Source organism: Sphingopyxis sp. JAI108, assembly GCF_013410105.1.
Taxonomy (GTDB): Bacteria; Pseudomonadota; Alphaproteobacteria; order Sphingomonadales; family Sphingomonadaceae; genus Sphingopyxis; species Sphingopyxis chilensis.
Genome location: NZ_JACCCJ010000002.1, coordinates 121425 through 139749, shown reverse-complemented (window position 1 = coordinate 139749; position 18325 = coordinate 121425). Strand labels below are relative to the sequence as shown.

The following is an 18325-nucleotide window of genomic DNA, read 5'->3' as shown; positions in this document are numbered from 1 at the left end:
CCGATCCGCTCCCCCACGAAAGCGGAAAAGGATCGCTACGCGAGGCGCGCCGCGACCTTCGCCTTGAGGTCGGTCTGCGCGCGCGGGCCGACCTGCGCGATGATCTCGCGCGCGCACACCGCGCCCATCGTCAGGCAGTCACGCATCGACCGGCCTTCGGCGTGCCCCGCAAGGAAGCCCGCGGCGAACAGGTCGCCCGCGCCGGTGGTGTCGACGACCTGGTCGATCGGCTCGGCGCCGACCTCGGTGCGTTCACCGCCCTCGATCGCGAGCGCGCCATGCGCGCCGCGGGTGACGACGAGCAGCGGCACCTTGGGCGCGATGCCCGCGACCGCCGCCTCGAAATCGTCGGTTTCGGCGAGCGCCCGGATCTCGACCTCGTTCGCGAACAGGATATCGAACAGCCCTTCGGCGATCAGTTGGCGGAAATCGGCGCCGTGGCGCTCGATGATGAAGGCGTCCGACAGGGTGAAGGCGACCTTGCGCCCCGCCGCGCGCGCCACGTCGATCGCGCGCCGCATCGCCGCGCGCGACAGCTCCGGATCCCACAAATAGCCTTCGAGATAGAGGATTTCCGAATCGGCGATCCATGCCTCGTCGATCATCGCCTGTTCGAGCAGGTGGCTCGCCCCCAGAAAGGTGTTCATCGTGCGCTGGCCATCGGGGGTGACGAGGATCAGGCAGCGCGCGGTCGGCGCGCCTTCCTTCAGCGCCGGGGTCTCATAGGCGACGCCCAATGCGCGCAAATCGTGCGTGAAGACATGGCCGAGCTGGTCGTCGGCGACCTGCCCGATGAAGGCGCAGCGTTCGCCGAGCGCCGCCATGCCCGCCAGGGTGTTCGCCGCGCTGCCGCCCGACACTTCGACCGCCGGGCCCATCGCGGCATAGAGTCGCTCGGCCTCTTCGGCGTCGATCAGCCGCATCGACCCCTTGGTCAGGCCTTCGGCCTCGATCAGCGCATCGTCGGCGCGGGCAAGAACATCGACGATCGCATTGCCGATGGCAACGACATCGAAACGGGCGGTGGAGGCCATGGATAATCCTGTGCTGGGTGGAAAAAGCTGCGCGCGCTTTAGGGACGGCGGCGCGCCAAGGCAAGCGTGGGCGCTTGACGCGGGACGCGGCGACCCACATCCCCGCTCCATGACCCGCGCCGCCCACGCCTTCCTGCTCGCGCTGCGAGACCTGCCCCACCCGCGCGTCCTGCGCGTGCTCGCGCAAAGCCTCGCGCTCACACTGCTGCTGCTTGCCGCCTCGGGGGCCGCGATCTTTTTCGCCGCACGCTGGGCGCTCGCCCATTGGCAATGGCTGGACGGAGCGCCGCTCGACATGGCTGGCGTCCTGATCGTCCTCCTCATCGTCGCGGGAAGCTGGCTGCTCTTTCGCGCCGTCGCGATCGTCGTGATCGGCCTCTTCGCCGACGGCATCGTCGCCGATGTCGAAGGGCGCCACTATCCCGCTGCCGCGCGGCGCGCCGTCGATGTCGGCTGGCCGCAGAATATCCGCCTCGCCCTCGCCTCGCTCACCCGGCTGATCGGCGGCAACCTGCTCGCGCTCCCCGTCTATATCGTGTTGCTCGTCACCGGGATCGGCACGCCGATCTTCGCGCTCCTCGTCAACGCGTTGCTGCTGGGCCGCGACCTCGAGGCGATGGTGCTTGCGCGCCACCCGGACCACCCGCGCCTCGACCGGCCGGCGCGCTGGTCGCTCGGGCTGCTGTCCGCCGCAAGCTTCGTGGTGCCCGTCGCCAATTTGTTGGCGCCGATATTGAGCGCCGCTATGGCGGTCCACATGCTGCATCTCGGCAAGGGGGACCCCGAAACATGATCGATAACCGCCGCCTCGGCGCCATTGCGCTGCTCGGCCTGACGCTCGGCGCCTGCGCCGGTCCCGCGATTCCGCGCGCGACACCCCCGCGGTCCACCGCGCCCCCGCCGACGGTCGTGCGACCGGTGCAGAATAATGCGCTGATCGGGAATAGCGCCGACGCGATCGGCCGCATGTTCGGCAAGCCGCGGCTTGACGTCACCGAAGGCGCCGGCCGCAAGCTGCAATATGCCGGGTCGAGCTGCATCCTCGACGTCTATTTCTACGCCCCGCGCGCGGGCGCCGACCCGGTCGCGACGCATGTCGATGCGCGCACCCCCGACGGCCGCAACGCCGAGGTGAACAGCTGCGCGCAGGCGCTGCGGCGTTAGGCTGAGCGGGACCGGCCCGCTTCCCCGACAAACGACGTCACGACGCCAGTTCGTCGAGCCCCCATAAAGCCGCATCGGCGACCATCGGCGATTCATCCGTCGCCAATCTTTCGAGCGCCGGAACGAACGCCCTGTCCCCGCTGTTCCCCGCCGCGATCGCGGCGTTGCGCACCATCCGCCCGCGCCCGATCCGCTTGATCGGCGACCCGGCAAAGACCTGCCGGAACCCCGCATCGTCGAGGTCGAGCAGGTCGCCGATCGATGGCGCCGCCAATTCGGCGCGCGGCAGAAAGGCGCGGTGCGTATGCGCGGTGTCGGCGAATTTGTTCCACGGGCAGGCGGCGAGGCAATCGTCGCACCCATAGACGCGGTTGCCGATCCCGCGCCGCAGCGCCACCGGGATCGGGCCGTTATGCTCGATCGTGAGGTAAGAGATGCAGCGCCGCGCATCGAGCCGGTACGGCGCGGGGAAGGCGTCGGTCGGGCACGCATCCTGGCACGCCGAGCAGCTGCCGCACGTATCGCGCCCCGCCATCGACGGCTCTAGGTCGAGTGTCGTGTAAATCGCGCCCAGGAACAGCCAGCTGCCATGTTCGCGGCTGACGAGGTTGGTGTGCTTGCCCTGCCAGCCGAGCCCCGCCGCTGCCGACAGCGGCTTTTCCATCACCGGCGCGGTGTCGACGAACACCTTGACCTCGGCGTCTTTCGCTTCGCCGACCAGCCATCGCGCGACGGCCTTCAGCGCCTTCTTGACGACGTCATGATAGTCGCCGCCCTGCGCATAGACCGAAATCCGCCCGCGGTCCGGATGCTCGGCCAGCGCTAGCGGATCGAGCGCCGGCGCATAGCTCATCCCCAGCGCGATCACCGATTTTACGTCGGGCCACAGTCCTTTGGGCGATCCGCGCTGCTCGGCGCGGCTCTCCATCCAGATCATGTCGCCGTGGCGCCCCTCGGCAAGCCACTGGTTCAGCCGCGCCGCCGTCTGCGGCGCCGCATCGGCATTTGCGATCCCGAACGCCGCGAACCCATGCGCGCGCGCGACGGCTTCGAGGCGTTCTTCCAGCGGAGGCAAGGCTTCGGCAACCATTGGCGCTCTATACGCGAGCCGCCTCGCCGTGCCATAGCTTGGTATGCGAATGATTGGGGACCAGGGTTGAGCGATTACAGCGTCGAGGCGAACGGCCTCACCAAATATTTCGGCGATTACAAGGCGGTCGATCATGTCAGCCTCGCGGTGCCGGCGGGCAGTATCTATGGCGTGCTCGGCCCCAATGGCGCAGGGAAGACGACCAGCCTCCGCATGACGCTCGGCATCATCGATCCGGATGAAGGGACGAGCCGGTTGCTCGGCGGGCACAAGCCGCAGAGCGTGCGCAGCCGCATCGGCTACCTTCCCGAGGAGCGCGGCCTTTATCCGGGCATGAAGGCGCGCGAGGCGATCGCCTTCATGGGCGCGCTGCGCGGGCTCGACTGGTCCGAAGGGCGCCGCCGCGCCGCGACCTTCATGACCGAACTCGGGCTCGAACGCGTCATCGACGCAAAGATCCGCAAGATGTCGAAGGGCATGGCGCAGATGGTCCAGCTGATCGGTTCGATCGTCCACGCCCCCGACCTGATCGTCCTCGACGAGCCTTTCTCGGGGCTCGACCCCGTCAATCAGGAGCGGCTCGAAACGCTCGTCCGGCGCGAGCAGGAGCGCGGCGCGACGATTCTCTTTTCGACGCATGTGATGGCGCATGCCGAGCGTCTCTGCGACCGCATCGCGATCATCGCGCGCTCGGCGCGGCGCTTCGAGGGCACGGTCGACGAGGCGCGCGCGCTGCTGCCGATGCAGGTGCGCTACACGCCGCGCGACGCCAGCGACCCCGCCGCGGTCGCCGCGAATCTGCCCGCGGGCGCCGAATTGCGCGGCGACGCGTGGCATTTCGCGATCGAGGACGGCGGCGTCGAACCGTTGCTCGCGCGCATCACCGCGAGCGGTCATGGCGTCACCGGCCTGTCGATCAGCCGCCCGGCGCTCCACGACGCTTTCGTCCATATCGTTCGCCAGGTCGACGCCGGCTTCGACGCCGACGCTACCGAGGATGCCGTCGAGGAGGCAAGCGCATGACCCCTTTCGTCCGGAACATGTTCGTGATTGCGCGGCGCGACTTTCTCGCGATCGTCGCGACGCCGACCTTCCTGCTCTTCCTGCTCGCGCCGCTGTTCATGATCGGCATGGGGCTCGCGGGCGGCATGGGCGCGTCGCAGCTCGCCGACAGCGCGCGCGGCGCCGGCCGCATCGTCGCGGTTGCCGATCCCGCCGATATCGAGGCATTGCGCTCCGCCGATACACGGCTGCGCGCGGTCATGCCTCGCGAGCCCGCGCTGCTCGAACTCCGCGTCGCCACCCCCGCCATCGATCCGATCGCCGTCGCGCGCGAAAAGGGCGCCGACACCTATGCCGTGATGAGCGGCGACCTCGCCGCGCCGCGCATCGTCGAACGTGAAAAGGACAGCGGTTCGGGCCGCTATCTCGCCTTGCTCGCGGGCGAAGTGCAACGCGCGCGCGCGGCGGGACCGCTCCCGCCCGTCGCCCCCCGTTTCGAGGCCTTGTCGAGCGGCGGCACCAGTATCGCGGTACAGCAGTCGCTGGGGTTCGGCGCGGTGTTCGTCATCTTCCTCCTCACCCTGCTCCTTGCGGGCCAGACGGTAAGCTCGCTCGCCGAGGAAAAGGGCAACAAGGTCATCGAAATCCTCGCCGCCGCGGTTCCGCTCGAAAGCGTCTTCCTGGGCAAGCTGCTCGGCTTCCTCGGCGTCGCGGTGCTGTTCATCGCCTTCTGGGTCGCGATGGCGGTCGGCGGCGGGCTCGCCGCGGCGATGCTGTCCGATCCCGCGGCGCTGACCTCCACCGAAGGCGCGAGCAAGGCGGCGGCGGCGCTCGCTGCGATGCCGGCGACCGGCTGGCCCTTCTTCCTCGGCATCGGCTTCGTCTATTTCGTCCTCTCCTTCCTGCTGCTCGGCGCCGTCTTCCTCGGCGTCGGCGCCCAGGCGGCGACGGTGCGCGAGATCCAGATGCTCAGCCTGCCGATCACCATTTTCCAGGTCGGCATGTTCAGCTTGTGCGCCGCCGCCGCGAGCGCGCCCGAAAGCAGCCTCGCCCGCTTCGCGCAAATCTTCCCCTTCTCGTCACCGCTCGCCATGGCGGCGCGCGCCGCGACCGACGATGCGAAAGCGATCCATCTGCTCGCGATCGGCTGGCAGGCACTCTGGGTCGCGCTCGTCATCTGGATTTCGGTGCGCCTGTTCCGCGCCGGCGTGCTCAGCAGCGGCAGCGGCTGGAAATTCTGGCGCCGCGCAAGAGGCGCTGCGGCCACCGCGGCTGTCGCCGAAGCTGCTTCATCCCAGCCTCATTGACAAAGCTGTAAACAGTGGCATCCTGCAACTGATCTGGCCGACGGCGGCAAACGCTGCGGCGAGTCCCTTTTGAGGAGGAGGATGCCGATGGCGACCGCAGCTGCGCCCCAGCCCGTCACCGACCGTTATGACATGAGCCCCGCCGCCATCTATTCGGAGGATCGCTGGCAAGCGCCTTTCGCCGAAATCCGCAAAGCCGGCGGCATCGTCAAATGCGAGGACAGCGTCCACGGACCCTATTGGAATATCGCCAGCCATCAGGCGATCCAGCATGTCGAGGCGTTGCCCGACATCTACAGTTCGTCGTGGGAATATGGCGGCATCACGATCCTCGAACGCGACGAGGATGAGGATTTCCGCCTGCCGATGTTCATCGCGATGGACCGGCCGCAGCACACCGACCAGCGCCGCACCGTCGCCCCCGCCTTCACTCCCGCCGAAATGACGCGCCTTTCGGACGACATCCGCCGCCGCACCGGCGAGGTGCTCGACGGCCTGCCGTGGGGTCAGAAGTTCGACTGGGTCGATCGCGTTTCGATGGAACTGACGACGCAGATGCTCGCCTTGCTCTTCGATTTTCCGTGGGAGGACCGGCGCAAGCTCACCGAATGGTCCGACTGGATGGGCGACGTCGAACTCGCGCAAAAGGTCGAGCTCAAGGAACAGCGCCGCGCGGTGCTCGAAGAGGCGTTCGTCTATTTCCAGAAATTGTGGATGGAAAAGCTCGACCAGCCACCCACGCCCGACCTGCTCTCGATGATGCTGCACAGCGAAGCGATGCGGAACATGGACAAATATGAGTTCATCGGGAACCTCGTCCTCCTCATCGTCGGCGGCAACGACACCACGCGCAACACCATGTCGGGGCTCGCATACGGACTCGACAAATTTCCCGAAGAGCGCGCCAAGCTCGAAGCCGATCCGTCTCTGATCCCCAATGCGGTGAGCGAGATCATCCGCTGGCAGACACCGCTCGCGCATATGCGCCGCACCGCGCTCGCCGATGCCGACCTGTTCGGGCACCAGATCAAGAAGGGGGACAAGCTCATCCTCTGGTACCTGTCGGCAAACCGCGACGAGAGCGTCTTCGACGATGGCGATGCGCTGCGGCTCGACCGCGAGAATGCGCGGCGGCACCTCTCCTTTGGCTATGGCGTCCACCGCTGCGTCGGCGCGCGCCTCGCCGAGCTGCAGCTGCGCATCCTGCTCGAGGAGATGGCGGCGCGGCGGATGCGCGTGACGGTCACGGGCGAGCCCGAACGCGTCCACGCCTGTTTTGTCCACGGCTTCCGCGCGTTGCCCGTACAGATCGAGAAATATTGACGCGGTCTTGTAACCCGCGGGCCACGGCATACGTATCGAAGACATGATCGAACGTCGCTACCTTCTCGGCGGACTCGCGCTCGGCGGCGCCATCATCGGCGCGCCGATGCTCTTCGCCAAATCGGGGCGGCCCAAGGCGCAGGCGGGCTGGCAGCTTTCCGACGCCGAATGGAAAAAGCGCCTGTCGCCGCTCCAATATCGCGTGCTTCGCGAGGCGGCGACCGAACGCCCCTTCACCAGCCCGCTCGACAAGGAAAAGCGCGCCGGCATTTTCGCCTGCGCCGGCTGCGCGCTGCCACTCTATTCGAGCAAGACCAAATATGACAGCGGCACCGGCTGGCCGAGCTTCTGGGCGCCTTTGAAGGGCGCGATCGGCACCTCGACCGACCATGACCTCGGATATGCGCGCACCGAAGTCCATTGCCGGCGCTGCGGCGGCCACCTCGGCCATGTCTTCAACGACGGGCCGAAGCCGACGGGAAAACGTTATTGCATGAACGGCGCCGCGCTCAGCTTCCGCGCCGCCTAGGCCCTACTCGGGCTTCACCCGCCACACCGCCAACCCCGCGCGCGATCTGATCGGCACCGTTTCGAGCCAGGCGGGCGGCGTTCCGGCATAGAGCTGCGCCGCCAGCCCGTCCTTGCGCGCGCGGCGATATTTGGTGAAATCATTGGCGGTGCGGCAAAAGACGACCAGCGCCGTCTGCTGCCCGCGCACCAGCGCCTCGGCCTTGGCCGGATCGCCCGCAAAGGCGCGAATCGTATCGGCCATCGCGTACCTGTTGCGATGATGCGGCGTCGCCACCAGGCTGTGCCGCGTCCAGAAAACCAGCGGCGCGCCGAGGTCTATCGGCGTCAGCAGCGTCGTCGCCGGCAGGCGATCAAGGTCGGCGATCGCCGCCGGGTCGAGGCAGTTCGCCTTGTAACGATTGGCCTCGGCCTTCTCGGTGGCCGCCCTTTTCTCTTCGTCCCTGAGCGCGGGGATAACCGGCGTCAGCGCTGCGGCGACCGCCATGCTGCCGAGCAGCGGCAGCGTGAGCGCCGCCATCGCCGACGCGAGGATACGCGGCACGGTCGAGGCGATGGTGCGCGCCCATGCCCATGCGCGGAGGCCCAGCCAGGCGCAGCCTGGCAAGGCGAAGAGGTGGGCGGTCGAGACGGCGCGGAACACGAGCAGCGACAGCGCCGCCGCACCGGCGAGTGCGACGATGACCGTCGCCCAATTCCTTCGATCGGTCGCCTCGATCGAACCGCGCCACGCAAGGAGCGATCCGACGAGACCGACGAGCGACGGCACGAGCACATGAACCATGTCGTGCGGCTTCGCGGCCCACAAGGGCTGGCCTTCGAGGACGTTGCGATACCAAAATTGCACGACGATCGGGTCGAGCGTGGCAAACGGCCCGTTCGCGCATTGCGGTTCGGTCGCCACCAGCGCGCCCGCCGCCGCCACGCCAGCGAGCGCGAGCAGCGTAAAGCGGACCCATACCGCCGCCGGATTGGCGCGCGCCGACGCGAACACGACCGCCGCCGCCACGACGAACGCCGCCATATAGGGGGCCGAGAGCGAATCGCACCAGCTTCCGGTGAGGCCCACCGGGCCGCGGGTCGCGAACTGGAAGAGGATCGCGCCGCCCGCGAGCGCGCCCAGATAGCCGCACAGCCGCGCGCGGTCGTCGCCGCCGCGCCCGAGCGCCCAGCGCAGCGCCGCGAGGCCCGCGAACAGCGCGACGATGGGCAGGCCCTCGATCGACACCGCAAGCAGCGCCGCCGCGAACAGCCCGCCGAGCAGCCCCGCGTGCCAGCTCGCGGGGCGCAGCGCCTGCGCCATCACCAGCATTGCAAGGAAGATCTGCCAGCCATGATGGTCGACGCGAAGCGGCCGGAACTGGACGAGGATATAGCCCGACATGATCAGGAACAGCGGCACGATATAGGCGATGCGGCGGTCGGAGAGGTTGCGATAGCCGAGCGCGCACGCGACGCTCAGCGCCGCGCCGAGCAGCGGCGGCCACAGCGCCATCACGATCCGTTCGGCCATCGCCTGCCCGAACAGCGGCTTCAGCAACAGGATGCCCACGGCCAATGGCGCATCGACGATGCGCGACCAGTGCATCAGCACGCCGCCGCCCGCCGGATTGACGCGATATTGGGAAAGATCCCACCAGCCCTGCCCCGCCAGAAGGTCGCGCACCTGCGCCATGCGCATCGCATCGTCGGTGTCGGCAAGGTCGAGCGCCCCGATCGCCTGCCAGTTGGCGACGATCGCGATCAGGCTCATCAATCCCCAGACGATCAGCGCGATTCGCGCCGGCGTGAACCAGGGGCTGAGCTGGATGCCGTCCGAATCCGAAACGGATGGCGGCGCCGCTTCGTTCATGCCGCGGCGGCCCGAAATACGATATGGCGGCGCAGCAGATAGGTCGTCTGGAAGCTCACGACGATCGCCGCGAGCTTCGCGAGCCGCGGGTCGAGCCCCAGCGAGCTGCCGCCGCCGACGATCGCGGTCGTGACCGCAAGGCCGACGAGCGCCGACCCGACGAAGAGCAGTTTCTGGCGGTGGCGTTCACCCGTGCCGCGCGCCGCGGCGCCGTCGGCGAAGACGAGCCGGCTCGAAATCACCCAGTGGACAAGGATACCCGCGCAATAGCCGGTCGCCGACGCCGTCACCGGCGACAGTCCCGCGTCTAGCAACAGCAGAAACAGCCCCGCATCGCTGCCGAGCGCGAGAACGCTCGCGAGCAGGTAGTTGAGCCATCGAATTTCGCCGCGCCGCACCGACGCGATCAATTTGGTGATGGGTTGCATCGCACCGATCCCCCGGACGGGCCCTGCCTCAGGCGGCCTTCGCGACGCGCGACGGCACGTCGCGGACCGACGCCAGCGCCGCCTGTTCACCCTCGGTGCCGCTTTCATGATATTCGGCGTCCTCGTTGACGCCCCAGATGTCGTAGAGCTTCTCGCCCGCCGCGATGTTGCGCACGGTCAGCATCGCGGTCATCATCGCATGATCCTGGTTGTTATAGCGGTGCATGCCGTTGCGCCCGACCATGTGCAGCGTCGGGTAACGCGCCTCAAGCTCCGACCGCATCGTGTCGACATGCGCGGCATAATCATCGTCGTAAACCGGATAGGCCTTTTCCTGCCGCACCACCGCGCCGCCGACCACATCTTCCGGATCGCAAAGACCCAGGATTTCCATTTCCTTCGTCGCGAGCGCAACCAGTTTTTCGTCGCTCGACGCCCAGAGCCCGTCGCCCTCGAAACAGAAATATTCGAGGCCGACGCATGCAATCGCCGGATCCGGCACCATTTCGGGCGACCAGCTGCGGAAATTCTGTACCCGGCCGACCTGCACCTTGCTGTCGTGGATATAGATCCAGTTGTCGGGGAACAGGTCCTCGGAGCGTATCTTGAGCGCAACGGTCAGGAAGTCGCGATATTTGAGGTTCGGCGCGGCGTTCAGTGCGCACGCGGGCAGCGGATGAATACGCGCCGCCAGCTCGCGCATCGGCGCCGAGCTGATGACATGCGCGGCATCAATCACGACATCGCCGTCGGGGCCGGTCGCGGTCATCCGCCAGCGGCCCGTCTTCTGGTCCTGCGTCAGCTGCTTGAAGCTGTGGCCCATCAGCACATGGTTGCCGCCCGCGACAACCTTGTCGCGCGCTGCGTCCCACATCATGCCGGGACCAAGCCGCGGATAACGGAAGGTTTCGAGCAGGGTCTTGGTCGCCATGCCGTCATTGGGGCGCTTGTTGAGCCCGAGGCTGCGCTTCAGGCCGTCGATCACCGCACCGCCGAGACTCAGCCCCTTGATGCGCTGCGCCGCCCAGTCGGCCGACATTTCGTCGCACGGCATGCCCCACACCTTCTCGGTATAGGTCTTGAAAAAGATCGAATAGAGCTTCTGCCCGAACTGGTTGATCGTCCAGTCCTCGAAGCTGCGCACCGTCTTTTTGGGCAGCAGCTTCGCCTTGGCATAGCTCACCATGCACAGCGTCGAACGCACGATGCCGAGATTCCACAGCGCCTCGAACGCGCGCAAAGGATAGGAATAGAATTTGCCCTCATAATAGATGCGGCTCATCCGCGGGCGCTCGATGAAATCATGCGGAAGAATCTCGTTCCACAGGTCGACGACTTCGCGGCTCTTCGAAAAGAAGCGGTGCCCGCCGATGTCGAAACGAAAGCCCTCATGCTCGACCGTGCGGCTGATCCCGCCGACATAGACCGGGTCCTTCTCGATCACCGTCACGCTATATCCCTGCTGGGTCAGCAGATAGGCGGCGGTCAGACCCGCGGGCCCCGCGCCGATGATGGCGACGTCGGCACTCGTCGGACGGCTTTTCGAACCAGAGGCTTCGGACATTATGTTATTCCCCACAGGCAAATTCATGCTCGCTACCCCTGTGGCCAATCATGGATAAAAACTGGTTAACACCGCATCGGGATTCTGTCGGTAACGCCGCTTCGCGCCTTGGGAAGCCGGCCATATTGCTGTAAACCGGCACAGGCCCAGGAGGCGCACGGCATGGCAGGCGGTCTGGCAATCGTATTGAGCGGCGGCGGCGCGAAAGGCGCGTTCCAGGTCGGCGTCGTCCACGAACTCGTCGTCAATCGCGGTGTCCGGCTCGACATCGTCGCGGGCGTATCGACCGGCGCGATTCAGGCCTTGGGCGTCGCGCAGGACGACGTCCCCGGCCTGCTCGACGCCTGGCTCGGCATCCGCGGCAACAGCTCGATCTATAAATCGCGCCCGCTCGGCGTCGTCGGGGGCTTGCTCGGCGAGGACGCGCTCTACGACACCGGGCCCCTCAAACGCCTGCTCAAGGGCTTCGCGAACGAAGCGAAACTGGGCGCCAGCGGGCGCAAATTGCTGCTCGGCGTCGTCAATCTCGGCACCGGCACCTATCGCACGATCGACGAAAGCGTGCCCGGCATCCACAATTGGGTCTATGCCAGCTGCGCAATGCCGCTCTTCTTCGATCCGCTCAAAACGCGCGCGAGCGACGGGACCGAGGAACAATGGGTCGATGGCGGGGTGCGCGATGTCACCCCCTTGAGCTCGGCGCTCGAAATGAACCCGCGCGGCGTGATCGCGGTGCGCGCCTCGCCCGCACCGCGGCCGGGTGCGGTGCGCACCTTCCCCAACCTCATCAAGATCGGGCTGCGCGCGGTCGACATATTGCAATCGGAGGTTTCGGCGAACGACCTGTCGGGCGCCGCGCTGATCAACGACCTGATCGCCGCGCGCGAGGGCCAGCTTCGCGCGCTCCAGAATGAAGGCATCGGCGGGGCGCAGGCGGCGCGCATCCTCCGCCCGCTCGACGTCCAGATCGCGCGCTACCGCTTCGCGCCGATCCGCATCATCGAACCCGAGGAAGAAGTCGCCGAAACGCTCGAATTCGACCCGGCCAGGATCCGTGCCGCAATCGACGCCGGCCGCCGCGCCGTCGACCGCGAATGGGACGCGCTGGAGCCGCTGCTGAGCTGAGGCGGGCGGAACGTCCGCTTTCTTTCGACCGGAAAGGTGCCTTCCACAATCTCGTCAGCCCGGCGAAGGCCGGGACGACGGATAAGGGAACGTCCACCCCACCCTTAAACCGTCATTCCCCACCAGCCCGCCATCGCCCCGCCCGCCACGACAACGGGCGTCACCCACGCGCCCTTGACGCGCCACGCCACCACCAGTGCCCCGGCAAAGAGTAATGCCGCAAACCATGGCTCCGCGACCCGCTCGGCCGTCGCCTGGCCCAGCTGAACGAAAGTCGCCGCGATAATCCCCACGACCGCGGCGGCAACGCCCGAAAGAAGACGGTGCAACGCCGGATTTTCCACGATCGCCTCCAACCGCTCGAACAGGATCAGCGAGAAGGCGAAGGCAGGCAGGAACATCCCCGCGGTGATCGCCAGCGCGCCGCTCGCGCCGCCCGCCACATAGCCGACGAAGGTCGCGAAAATGACGAGCGGCGCTGGGATCACCCCTGCGAGCGCAATACCATCAAGGAACGTCCCGTCGCCGATCCAGCCGCGCCCGACCGTGTCCGCGCGGACATAGGGGATCGCGGTGTAGGCGCCGCCGAAAGTGAGCAGCCCACCCTTCAGCCCGGCGACAAACAAGGCGGCGAGCGTGACGGGTACCGCCGCCATCGCGGCAGGCCCGGAATCAGTTGGACTCAGCGCCAGATGGATCGTCGTCGCCAAGCCGAGGGCTACCACCACGATCAGGATCGCAGCCGCGGGACGATGCGAAACGGCATAGGCCAGCCCGCCGGCGACAAGCGGAATCCAGAAGGGCACGCCCGCAATCGTCGCGAGCAGGCTCGCGGCGGCGACGAATGCGAGGTGCCGGTCCTCGACGATATGCTCGCCGATCCGCACGACGGCGCGCAGGATGATCGCGAGCACCGCGACCTGCACGCCGAGCAACACGCCGGCGAGCCCGGCCTTGCCCGCGACCCAGCCGACATAGAGCCAGCCTGCGATCAGCATCAGCGCGAGCCCCGGCAGCATGAACCCCAGCCCCGCGAGCAGGCCGCCAATCCGCCCGCGCGCGACCATCCCCAGATGCACGCAAAGCTCGTGCGCTTCGGGCCCGGGCAGCACTTGCAGCACCGCGAGAAGGCGGTTGAAACGCGCCGGGTCGATCCAGCGCTCCTCGTCGATGAGCGCCTGCCGGATCATCGCGATCTGCGCGACCGGGCCACCGAAAGCGAGAAAGCCAAAGCGCAGGAATTTCAGGAACAGCGCCGTCAGGCTGAGGTCCGACGGGCGGGTCTGGTAGAGGTCGGGATTCATGATAACGCTCCGGGCGCCGCGAGAATGCGGCTGATGGAGCGGAACTTGGGCGGAAGTCCCGCCTGAACGGGCGTCCGCGCCGGCCCGTTGCCGCCGATATCATCCGAAGCCGGAACGAAGTCAATCGCGACCGGAGCGTGGTCGAATTGGGTTGAAACATCATTTTTCATAGCTCGTCATCCCGGCGAAGGCGGAGACGACGATTCAATCCGCAATGATCGCGCCCTTGAGTCCGTCGCTGCTTCTCCTTCGCCCGGAGGCCCACGCGGACTGTTGCCATGCGGCGACGGTCCGCCTTGCGCGACCACATCGCGCCGCAGCGGCTTCGGCACCAGCGTCCCCAGCCGCACGCGCGGCGTCGCCCTGCCGGGCGCCGCGTTCACCGCAAAATCGCCGTCGAGCCGCAGCGCCGCCGCCGACGCCTTGTCCAGCCGCACCGTGTAGCGCGCGTACGCCACGCCTTCGAACAGGAAATAGCCGTCGAATTCCGTCTGCGTCGTCGCACGCACGCGGCCTTCGGCGTCGACCAGCTCGACGCGCAGCCCCTCAACCGGATTGCCGCCGTCGCGTCGCACTATTCCCTCGATCTCGCCTGCCGCGACCATCGGTAGTGCAATGCGCGTCGCTACCCCGGGCCGCGGCGCGACCACAACTCCCGGCAGTGCGGGTTGGACATAGGGATCGGGCAGGCTGCCCGCGTCGATCCCGATCATCACCGGCCGGAAGGGTTCCAATCCATCGATCGTTCCGCGCCCGTCCACGTCGGTCGCCGCATCGACAAAGGCGTTGCCTGCGGTCAGCGGCACATCGGGCAGCGCGGCCTCGTCCGGCTGGCGCACCCCGTCGCCATTCTCGTCCATCCAGACATCGGCGATCACCTGGCCGCGGCTCGCGAGCTTTTCGCTCGACACCCGCCAGCCGCCGCCCGCCTTGGGCCCGAAGCTGAAGGCGAGCGCGAGCGACGCCGCGAGCGACCCGTCGCTCGCGACCTCGCCGAATCCCGTCAACTGTAGCCTGTTGAAACGGCGCGTATATCCGAGGCCCGCGCGCGCGCGATCGAGCCCGCGATCATAGCCGAGCTCGCTTCGCCATTCCGCATTGCCCTTCCCCGCCCATTCGCCGATCAGCGTCATGCGCGTGTCGCTATTATCGCCCGACAGCGCGAAGCGCGCCTCGCCGCGGACGCGGACGCGACCGATGCGCGCGTTGGCAAGCAGGGTCGCGGCAAAATTGTCGGGCGGGTCGGGGCCGGCGGGCACCTTGGTCCGGCTCCAGTCGAGCTGGCCGGTGAAGGTCAGCGCGCGGAAACTTGCCGATGCGCGTGCGCTGGCTTCCAGACTGTCGACGCCCGACCAGCGCTCGACGTGGCGCACATCGAAATGGAGCGGCAGGATCGTCTGCCCCAGCTTCACCGACTGGTCGACCGAGACCGACGTGATGCCGTTGATATTGCCGATCAGGCGGTCGGACACGAACCCGCCCCAGCCGCGCATCGCATCGGCACGGACATAGGTTTCGCCGAACGCCGCAAGCCAGCTCGCGCGCGCCGCGACACCGCCCCCGCCACCTCTTGAAGCGTCCGCGTAGGAGCCTCCCACCTCCAGCAGGGTCGGCCCGATCGATCGCCGCAGCGCGACTTCGCCATAATTATATCGGACATTCTCGATCAGCAGGCTGTGCAGATAAGCGGCCGCCGACGTGCGCGTGTCGAGCCCGCGCTCGATTCCCGCGGTGCCGCGCCAACCGCGCCGGAACGCGCCGCCGCGCCGCCCCCCGAATTCGATCAGGTCGGCATTTTCCTGCGCGAACCCCGCCCAATACCAGGTCTGCTGCGGCGGGATCGAATCCATCCCTACCTGCACCTGCCGGATTTCGCGCCTGATCTGCCCCTGCGGCCCGTACAGCACGATCTCGAAGCGGTTCGCGCCATATTGCAGCGGCACATCGATGAATTCATAGCGCCCGTCGCCATTGGGGCTCGTGAAGGCGAGCAGCTGCCCGTTGCGATAGAGCTCGGCGTCCCAGCCCGCGGGCAAATCGCCGCGAAAGGTCGTTTTGTCGAAGGCGTCGGGCCGCTCGACCGGGCGATTGGTCAGCACCGCCCCGCGCCCCGGCGCCGACGCCGCGACGATGCCCGTCGACAGCAGGCTGACGTCCCCGGCGCCATAATGCGTCGCTTTCAGCGGCCCGAGCAGCCGCCCCTCAGGGTCGGTTCGATAGAGCCGCATCCGCAAGCTGTCGGGCACCCCTTCATTGTCCGACGACAGCCGCGCGTCGAAACTCTGCGCCAGCGCCTCGCCCGCGGCGAAAATCTCGTAACGCCCCTGGACATAGGAGCCGCCGCGCCTGTCCGACACGACCCCGGCCGAGGCGACGACATCGACCGACGGCGTCGCCCACGCCTGATAGGGCCGCACCGCTTGCGGCAGGGTCGCAAGGTCGAACTGGCCTTGCGGGCGGATCGACGCCCCGCGCGCGCGCCGTTCGGCGGCGAGCTGGAACGGCAGCTTCTCTTTCGCATCGACGCGCAGCACGGCGTTCGATAGATCGGCCGCCAGCGGAACGCCCAGCCACGCGTTCAAACTGTCCAGATCAACGCACCAGCCCGCGGCGGTGTCGCGGATCGTCGTCGCGCCCAGGCGGAAAGCCTGGCTCCCCGCGCGCACCTCGCCCGCGTCGCGATCGATCGTCAGGCTGCGCCGTTCGTCGAACACCCAGCCGGTTGCGCGGCGCAACTTCCGGTCGACGCGCACCGCCAGATCGAGCGCGAGCACGACATCGCCCAGATCGACGCAAATCCCCTGCGGCGTCTGATAGCCTCGCACCCCGTCGCCGAGCCTATATTGCCCCGACCGCACGTCGAACAGCCAGCTATCGTCCTCATTCGGCGCCCAATTGTCGGCGACCGCGACCGGCTTTTTCTCGACGGCTTCGGCGCCGGCGGGAAGCATCCCCGCCAGCGCCAGCCCCGCGAGGATCGCCGCCCCCCATCGAAAAAGCGCCGCGCGGATCATTGCCCCGACCGCCTCGCTTCGGCCTATGCCGTCATTTCACCATCCGCTCGGCCTCGTCGATCGTCCCGCCGCCGATTTCGCGGTCCTCGCTATACCGTATACGCACCGGGCCCTTGAGCTTCGCCGCAACCTCGCCGGGCACGCGCAGCGAAACGTTACGCTTGCTCACCTCGGAATAGACCGCGATTCCGCGCGCGACGAGCAGCGGCTCGGCGACGCCGGGCCGCGTCACTTCGATATCGCCATAGACCGAGCGGTTTCCCGTGCGCGAAAGGCCGAAATTGAACGCAGGCCCGTCGGCCCCCTCGCTCACCCACGCCGCGCCGATCGACGCGTCGGCGCCCAGGTCGCCGACGCGCACGATAACCGGGATGGTGATGCCATAGATCGGCGTCAGCGCGATCGACACGCCCGTGCTCGCGGGCTTCGTCCCGGCCGCGCCCGCCGGCGCCGCATCGGGAACCGAGCGGAACAGCATGTGCGCGCGATATTCGCCCGGCGGCAACCCCTCGGGCACGCGCACGCCGACGCGCACGACCTGCGGCTGGTTGGGCGGCAAGATCACACGCCGAGGGCTGAAGACGATCATGTCGAGCGCCGCGCGTTCCGCCGGCGTGACATTGTCCTCGGCGATCTCGTCGAGCCCGCCATCGACGGTCATTCGCTTGATCTCGAGGCTGATGCGATAGGTCGCGGGCTCGCTGCCGATATTGTTGAGCACCACTTCGGTGCCGCGTGAGCCGTCGAGGATGACGCGCGTCGGCGCGACGAGCAGGTCGCCCGCGGCATGGGCGGGAGCGGACAGCGCGGCGAGCGCCGCCACGGCGAGCAGGCGGAAAGGCTTTGAAAAGCGCAGCATCGGTACGATCCCCACAATCGTTGGATGTCGGGGGCTGACTGGTCCTCGCCCCGCGGTTGGTCCTCTCCTGCCTGCGCCAACATGGTTGAGATTTCGCTAACCATCGAGGGCGTCGGCGCAAAAAAGGGGCCGCCGGACGCGCGCCCGACGACCCCATTTTCACGGCTGGCGGATCTCGGCCCGCCAGGCCCCCCAATTCTTACTGGTAATTGGCGGTGACGTTGAACGTCCCCGAATAGTCGCCCGACGCCTGGTTGGCGCCGACGCTCAGCGTGCCGCCGACCTGGAAGCTGCCGCCGGCGGCACCCAGCGTGATGCTCGGCGCCGAATAGGTCAGCGTCGACGTCATCGTGCCGCCGAGCGAACCGTTGAGCGTGACGCTCGAATCGCCGCCGACGAGTACCACCGCGCCGCTCGTTCCCTGGACGTCATAGCTGCCCGAGGTCGTCGTGCCCGTGCAGGTCAGCCCCGCGCCGCAGGTCACGCCGCCGGCGGTCGACACGGCGACGGTCGATGCGGTCGCGCCGCTGATGATCGTCGCATATTGCAGGTCGCTGGTCTTGGTGAGCGTGATCTGGCGCAGGATCTTGGCCGTCGCCGTTCCCGTGGCCGTCGCCGCCTGCGTCGCCGAAGCGTTCATGGCGAGGGCAGCAATCGCGGCGCCCAGAAAGGCGCGCTTCATTCCATAGTTGCGCATATGATTTGGTCCCTTGAATTCGGTCAAAATTCGA

At 67.6% G+C, this 18325-nt stretch carries 16 protein-coding genes; 7 read left to right on the top strand and 9 right to left on the bottom strand.

Annotated features, from left to right (window positions below):
* Window positions 1-35: 35 nt before the first annotated feature.
* Window positions 36-1034, bottom strand: a complete 999-nt coding sequence (locus HDC29_RS11730) for an adenosine kinase (RefSeq protein ID WP_179497732.1) — start codon at window positions 1032-1034, stop codon at window positions 36-38.
* 109 nt (window positions 1035-1143) lie between these two features.
* Between HDC29_RS11730 and HDC29_RS11725 the strand changes: the two genes are divergently transcribed.
* Together HDC29_RS11725 and HDC29_RS11720 are read left to right on the top strand one after the other, a co-directional pair.
* Window positions 1144-1827: an EI24 domain-containing protein gene (locus HDC29_RS11725; RefSeq protein ID WP_179497730.1), complete on the top strand. Its 684-nt coding sequence runs from the start codon at window positions 1144-1146 to the stop codon at window positions 1825-1827.
* Window positions 1824-2198 (top strand): hypothetical protein, encoded by a 375-nt coding sequence (locus HDC29_RS11720; protein ID WP_179497728.1) that lies wholly within the window; start codon window positions 1824-1826, stop codon window positions 2196-2198. The genes HDC29_RS11725 and HDC29_RS11720 overlap by 4 nt, the downstream gene beginning before the upstream one ends.
* 37 nt (window positions 2199-2235) lie before the next feature.
* On the opposite strand, the gene queG is transcribed toward HDC29_RS11720, so the two are convergent.
* Window positions 2236-3288, bottom strand: a complete 1053-nt coding sequence (gene queG / locus HDC29_RS11715; RefSeq protein ID WP_179497726.1) for a tRNA epoxyqueuosine(34) reductase QueG — start codon at window positions 3286-3288, stop codon at window positions 2236-2238.
* A 66-nt stretch (window positions 3289-3354) separates the two neighbouring features.
* Here queG and HDC29_RS11710 point away from each other — a divergent pair, with 66 nt between their 5' ends.
* The 4 genes from HDC29_RS11710 (at window position 3355) to msrB (ending at window position 7449) form a co-directional block, all read left to right on the top strand.
* Window positions 3355-4311: an ABC transporter ATP-binding protein gene (locus HDC29_RS11710; protein WP_257018255.1), complete on the top strand. Its 957-nt coding sequence runs from the start codon at window positions 3355-3357 to the stop codon at window positions 4309-4311.
* The gene (locus HDC29_RS11705; protein WP_179497722.1) at window positions 4308-5597 is read left to right on the top strand and encodes an ABC transporter permease; all 1290 of its coding nucleotides are present in this window, start codon (window positions 4308-4310) and stop codon (window positions 5595-5597) included. Before HDC29_RS11710 ends, HDC29_RS11705 begins: the two co-directional genes overlap by 4 nt.
* A gap of 87 nt (window positions 5598-5684) precedes the next feature.
* On the top strand, window positions 5685-6920 hold the full coding sequence (locus HDC29_RS11700; protein WP_179497720.1) for a cytochrome P450: 1236 nt from the start codon (window positions 5685-5687) through the stop codon (window positions 6918-6920).
* A gap of 106 nt (window positions 6921-7026) precedes the next feature.
* The gene (gene msrB / locus HDC29_RS11695) at window positions 7027-7449 is read left to right on the top strand and encodes a peptide-methionine (R)-S-oxide reductase MsrB (protein ID WP_373562813.1); all 423 of its coding nucleotides are present in this window, start codon (window positions 7027-7029) and stop codon (window positions 7447-7449) included.
* Window positions 7450-7452: 3 nt separating this feature from the next.
* Here the strand turns inward: msrB and HDC29_RS11690 are convergent, their stop codons facing one another.
* The 3 genes from HDC29_RS11690 to HDC29_RS11680 are packed head-to-tail and all read right to left on the bottom strand — an operon-like array spanning window position 7453 to window position 11292.
* Window positions 7453-9300: a hypothetical protein gene (locus HDC29_RS11690; protein WP_179497716.1), complete on the bottom strand. Its 1848-nt coding sequence runs from the start codon at window positions 9298-9300 to the stop codon at window positions 7453-7455.
* A complete protein-coding gene (locus HDC29_RS11685) occupies window positions 9297-9728 on the bottom strand; it encodes a GtrA family protein (RefSeq protein WP_179497714.1) in 432 nt (143 codons plus the stop codon). Before HDC29_RS11685 ends, HDC29_RS11690 begins: the two co-directional genes overlap by 4 nt.
* Window positions 9729-9756: 28 nt before the next feature.
* Complete coding sequence (locus HDC29_RS11680) at window positions 9757-11292, bottom strand: NAD(P)/FAD-dependent oxidoreductase (protein ID WP_179497711.1); 1536 nt, start codon at window positions 11290-11292, stop codon at window positions 9757-9759.
* Between the two features lie 162 nt (window positions 11293-11454).
* Here HDC29_RS11680 and HDC29_RS11675 point away from each other — a divergent pair, with 162 nt between their 5' ends.
* Complete coding sequence (locus HDC29_RS11675; protein ID WP_179497709.1) at window positions 11455-12417, top strand: patatin-like phospholipase family protein; 963 nt, start codon at window positions 11455-11457, stop codon at window positions 12415-12417.
* A 104-nt stretch (window positions 12418-12521) separates the two neighbouring features.
* Here the strand turns inward: HDC29_RS11675 and chrA are convergent, their stop codons facing one another.
* The 4 genes from chrA to HDC29_RS11655 form a co-directional block, all read right to left on the bottom strand.
* Window positions 12522-13721 carry a chromate efflux transporter gene (gene chrA / locus HDC29_RS11670; RefSeq protein WP_179497707.1) on the bottom strand — a complete coding sequence of 400 codons (1200 nt, stop codon included), beginning with the start codon at window positions 13719-13721 and terminating at the stop codon, window positions 12522-12524.
* Between the two features lie 176 nt (window positions 13722-13897).
* Window positions 13898-16735, bottom strand: coding sequence for a carboxypeptidase-like regulatory domain-containing protein (locus HDC29_RS11665; RefSeq protein ID WP_179497705.1), 2838 nt, complete (start codon window positions 16733-16735; stop codon window positions 13898-13900).
* A 31-nt stretch (window positions 16736-16766) separates the two neighbouring features.
* Window positions 16767-17594 carry a molecular chaperone gene (locus tag HDC29_RS11660; protein WP_179497703.1) on the bottom strand — a complete coding sequence of 276 codons (828 nt, stop codon included), beginning with the start codon at window positions 17592-17594 and terminating at the stop codon, window positions 16767-16769.
* A 199-nt stretch (window positions 17595-17793) separates the two neighbouring features.
* The gene (locus HDC29_RS11655; RefSeq protein ID WP_179497701.1) at window positions 17794-18291 is read right to left on the bottom strand and encodes a DUF4402 domain-containing protein; all 498 of its coding nucleotides are present in this window, start codon (window positions 18289-18291) and stop codon (window positions 17794-17796) included.
* Window positions 18292-18325: the final 34 nt, after the last annotated feature.